This is a genomic window from Deltaproteobacteria bacterium (assembly GCA_018668695.1).
GTDB lineage: Bacteria > Myxococcota > XYA12-FULL-58-9 > XYA12-FULL-58-9 > JABJBS01 > JABJBS01.
Map to the genome: position 1 here is coordinate 1 of JABJBS010000392.1, position 4,520 is coordinate 4,520.

The 4,520-nt window shown below is 51.8% G+C and carries 4 protein-coding genes; 3 read left to right on the forward strand and 1 reads right to left on the reverse strand.

The annotated features are described in order from the left end of the window. The 3 genes from HOK28_23145 to HOK28_23155 form a co-directional block, all read left to right on the forward strand. Positions 1–407, forward strand: a 407-nt coding sequence (locus HOK28_23145; protein ID MBT6436005.1) for an SDR family oxidoreductase, incomplete at its 5' end; no start/stop codon positions are given. Between the two features lie 247 nt (positions 408–654). Further along, positions 655–2,709 (forward strand): DUF1592 domain-containing protein, encoded by a 2,055-nt coding sequence (locus HOK28_23150; protein MBT6436006.1) that lies wholly within the window; start codon positions 655–657, stop codon positions 2,707–2,709. Further along, the gene (locus tag HOK28_23155) at positions 2,706–4,088 is read left to right on the forward strand and encodes a DUF1552 domain-containing protein (GenBank protein ID MBT6436007.1); all 1,383 of its coding nucleotides are present in this window, start codon (positions 2,706–2,708) and stop codon (positions 4,086–4,088) included. Before HOK28_23150 ends, HOK28_23155 begins: the two co-directional genes overlap by 4 nt. 77 nt (positions 4,089–4,165) lie before the next feature. Here the strand turns inward: HOK28_23155 and HOK28_23160 are convergent. Further along, positions 4,166–4,520: hypothetical protein (locus tag HOK28_23160; GenBank protein ID MBT6436008.1), on the reverse strand; the 355-nt coding region annotated here is incomplete at its 5' end.

The window sequence follows — 4,520 nt, forward strand, 5'->3', positions numbered from 1 at the left end:
CCTTAGACAGTAATTTGAGTGCAGCGTTTTTCGCAACTCAGGCATTTGCACGGCTCGCTGTTGCAGCTAAGCGGCAAGGCGCCGTTATTAATGTTTCGTCCATTCACGGCAGTGTTGGCGATGGCGGCGTGGTGCCACACTGTGCATCCAAATTTGGTTTGATTGGGCTGACTGAAGCAAGCGCGGAAGCACTTCGCGGCAGCGGTGTTCGCGTGAACTGTTTATCACCCGGAGCAATTGAACCCGACTCGGCCGACCGTACGAGCGAATCTCTAAAGTCGCAGGTAACTCAGGGCGAGCTTGCAAAGATGTGTGTCTTCTTGGGATCCGATGAGTCGGGTAATCTCACTGGTACCAATCTGAATGCATTTGGTGTGACCCGTCCCGTCATTGCGCCGAACAAATAGTCAATTGCCTCTCGGTATTCATTTCTGACATTTACAAAAGCAAGAGGGCCGGAGCCACCCAGGTTCTCTTCATTTTCCACATACATCTGGCGTAGTGCTCTATTATAATGGTGCGACTCTTCGGAATTAGGCTAAAATTACGGTCCGAAGTGGTTCTCGGTGATGCCGAAGTGTGTTGTTATGGAGGCGCCGAAAGATAGCGGGCGCCAACTTGGCATCCTCGCTGAGTTCGCGGGAAGGGTTCACTGTGAGTTTTAGGCACCTAAGATGGCTCCTTTTAGGTTCATTCTTTTTTGGCTTGATGGCAGGCTCCGGGTGTTCAGGTGATGACGAGTCCGATGATACCTCATCAACGACGACCCGTGATGTGGATCCTGAACCAGGCAGGGTGACGCTGCACCGGCTGAACCGCGCAGAATACAATAATACTGTTCGTGATTTGCTCGGGACAAGTCTCCGTCCTGCTGACGATTTCCCTTTGGACGATTTTGGTTACGGCTTTGACAACATAGCCGAGGTTCTCACGGTATCTCCGCTTTTGGTTGAGCTCTATTCGTACACAGCCGAGAAATTGGTTGAAGAAGCGCTTTTTGAAAGCATTACGGAGCCGCAAATCTGGCACGTTGAGGCGGAAGTTGCCGAGGCGACGACCGGGGGCGCAGCCCCAAACGGATGGAACCTTTGGAGCAGTGGAGAACTCTACAATATTGTGAGTGTTCCGGTTGAAGGCCGTTACAGAATTTCCGCCCGGGTCTATGGGCAGCAGGCAGGTCCCGATTTAGCGCAAGCAAGTTTAATGCTGGACGGCACAGTCCTGGAGAGCTTTGCTGTGGCCGCGGCGTCGGCCGACACGATGGAGGTCATTGAAGTTGAGGCTGACATGGCTGAGGGGCTGCGGCAGATTTCAGTAAGCTTCGATAACGATTACTACGAGCCCGAGGAGGGACTCGACCGAAATCTTATCGTCGACTGGTTAAGGCTTGAAGGTCCGCTGAACTTAGAGCCTGAAGAAAACCTTGAGCGCGATAAGATACTCGCATGTGATGGTCAGGATTCTGAGTCGGAGGCTTGTGCAAGAACGGTTCTTGAAAGGTTTGCCGAACAGGCATTTAGGAGACCAATCACCAACGACGAACTAGCGGGCTTTCTCAGCTTTCTTGAGCTTGCGCAGTCGCTCGGTGATTCTTGGGAAACCGGTGTGCGACTCGGGCTCCAAAAGATTCTTACTTCGCCTCATTTTATGTACCGGGTCGAGTACGAGCCGAACCCCGAGAGCACAGCGTCAGCACCATTGAGTTCTTGGGAGCTTGCATCGCGGCTGTCTTATTTTCTTTGGAGCAGTATGCCGGATACTGAGTTGTTTGAATTGGCCCGTAATGGTTCTTTATCTTCCCCTGAGGTGTTGGCGGGTCAAGTTACAAGAATGCTGCAAGACCCTAAGGCTGAGTCCTTGGTGTCAAACTTTGCGGGTCAGTGGCTGCATATTCGAGCAATAGACGACGCCTCTCCCGACGTTTGGTATTTTCCTGATTTTGACGAAGAACTTCGTGAGTCGATGCGCGGTGAAATGGAGCATCTGGTCCGGTCGTTGTTCTTCGAGGACCGGAGCCTTTTAGACTTACTTCAGGCTGAAAACGGATGGGTGGATTCACGTCTTGCGGAGCACTACGGTGTGAGCGATTTTGAGGGAGAAGGTTTTCAAGAGGTTTGGCTTAGCCCTTATCAGCGCGGCGGCCTGTTGACCCAAGCTGGCTGGCTGATGGCAAGGTCTTATCCGACCCGAACATCGCCTGTTAAGCGCGGCAAGTGGATTCTCGAGCATCTGCTATGTTCACCTCCTTCGCCGCCTCCGCCGGGCGTGGAGGGCCTTGAGGAGGCTGAGGACACTGAAGGCTCTATTCGTGAGCAGTTGGAACGGCACCGGGCAGAGCCTGTCTGTGCAACTTGTCATGATGTGATGGATCCTCTTGGGTTTGGACTCGAGTATTTTGACGGCATTGGTACCTATCGAGAATTCGATGGAGATTATCCCGTGAATGCTGCCGATGTTTTGCCAGACGGCTCAGCTTTTGATGGTGCAACAGAGTTGCAGGCACTTTTAGCTCAAGACAAGCGGGTTCCATCTTGCATGGTTGAAAAGTTTTTCATCTACGCGACAGGCCGTGGCGTTAAGAACACCGACCACCTTTACCTAGAAGCTGTCGAGACAGCGTTTAGTGAGAGTGGTTATCGGTTGGATGCACTGGTCCAGGCCTTGGTTAAAACCGACGCCTTTACAATGCGCGGCGGAGAGTTACCATGAGTTTTCGCTGGTCAAAATTCAGGTTGTCGCAAAATCAGACAGCTAAGGGGGCAATCAGCCGCCGGGCTTTTCTAGGCGGAGCAGGGGCGATGTTGTCGTTGCCTCTCTTTGAATCTTTATTGCCGGTAGGTCGGCAGGCTTTTGCGGCGGACAGTGCCTCGCCGGTTCGGCTACTTTTTTATTATGTTCCCAATGGCATGCATATGCCGGACTTTATCCCAGAGACGACCGGTTCTTCTTACACGATTCCAACCATCCTTGAACCACTCAGCGCTCACAGGGCGAATCTAAACGTCATCTCTGGGCTCGCGAACCGAGCGGGTGAGGATAATGTTCCTGGTGATCACGCTCGTGGGACCGGGTCGTTCCTTACTTGCAATCGTGTTGTTAAGACCGATGGCGACGGTATTCAAAATGGCGTTTCTGTCGACCAATTCGCTGCGCAAAATATGGGCATTGAAACGCCGTTCGCATCGTTGCAGCTTGGAACTGCTGGCGGGTCAAGCGTAGGTGACTGTGATTCAGGTTACAGCTGTGCCTACTCCCGGAATATTTCCTGGGCTGATTCAAACACGCCACTGGCAAAGGTGACCAATCCAAGACTTGCGTTTGATAGGCTTTTTGGAGGGTTCGATAGTGAGCTTTCTGCAGAGGCGGTTGAGCGAAGACGGTTGTACCGCTTAAGTATGTTGGACGCGTTGGTAGAAGACAGTCTGAGCCTACGTGCGCGCCTCAATACCCATGATGCACAGAAGCTAGATGAGTATTTAACAGGTGTGCGGGAACTCGAAGTCAGAGTCATGGAAGCGGAGGATGTTACCTGCGCCCCAGGTACGGTTCCTCCCGACTCCTTTGACTTTGAAACTCATGTTCAGCTGATGACAGGTATCATGGTGAAGGCGTTTCAATGTGACATGACGCGGCTTATTTCGTTTATGCTAAGTAATGCCGGATCCAATCAGAGCTATTCGTTTCTGGGAGTGTCTGGTGCGCATCACGAAATTTCCCACCATCAAAACGTTCAGGAGAATTTTGATAAGCTTAAGGTCATCAATCAGTGGGAAGTGGCTCAGTTCGCCTCATTGTTAGATGGTCTTGCCGCTGTGCCGGAAGGTGAGGGGACTTTACTTGACCAGTCACTGGTTTTCTTTTCAAGTGAGATCGCTGATGGTAACTCCCACCAGCATACGAATCTTCCGATTATTTTGGCGGGTTCGGGGGGTGGTGCATCGGCTCCCGGAAGGCATATTCAATATTCCGAAGAGGCGCCGGTGGCGAATCTTTTTATCTCTATGCTGGCTGCTGTTGGTGTGGAGGCGAGTACGTTTGGGATGGATGGCACGGGGCCTTTGACTGCTCTTACTGATTTATCTCTCTAGGCTTCGGCGGCACTTCTTTTGAGCATCATATTCATCTACGACCGATGAAACCGATGAACCAACACAGCAGCTCCAGCTTATTGCGTGGGGCCTTGGTAGTCACCATCAGGAAGAACGGTTGGCATGACGTAACCAGCGTTGGTTGCGGTAAAGAGGCTGTGTGCCGCTGAATCCATTTCTAGCACTCTATCAGGAGTACAAGGTTGCCATTCTTCAGCAATTTCATCACAGCGACCGGACTGTGCTCCCAGTAGTGAAGTAAGAACCCAGTAGAAGTATTCGGTTGCCATGCAGTTATAGCTGCACGTGTCGTCGTCATAAGTATACCAAGCTTGTTCAGGATAGCCGTTTTCAGGAAGCGCACAATTTCCGCCGCCTTCACATTCTTCCTCAGAGCTTTCAATGAATTGGCCTCCACGAGCGGTATCCATC

What these genes read in the sequence shown, in the direction of transcription:
- HOK28_23155 (MBT6436007.1), top strand. Translation starts at nt 2,706, where the DNA reads ATGAGTTTTCGCTGGTCAAAATTCAGGTTGTCGCAAAATCAGACAGCT.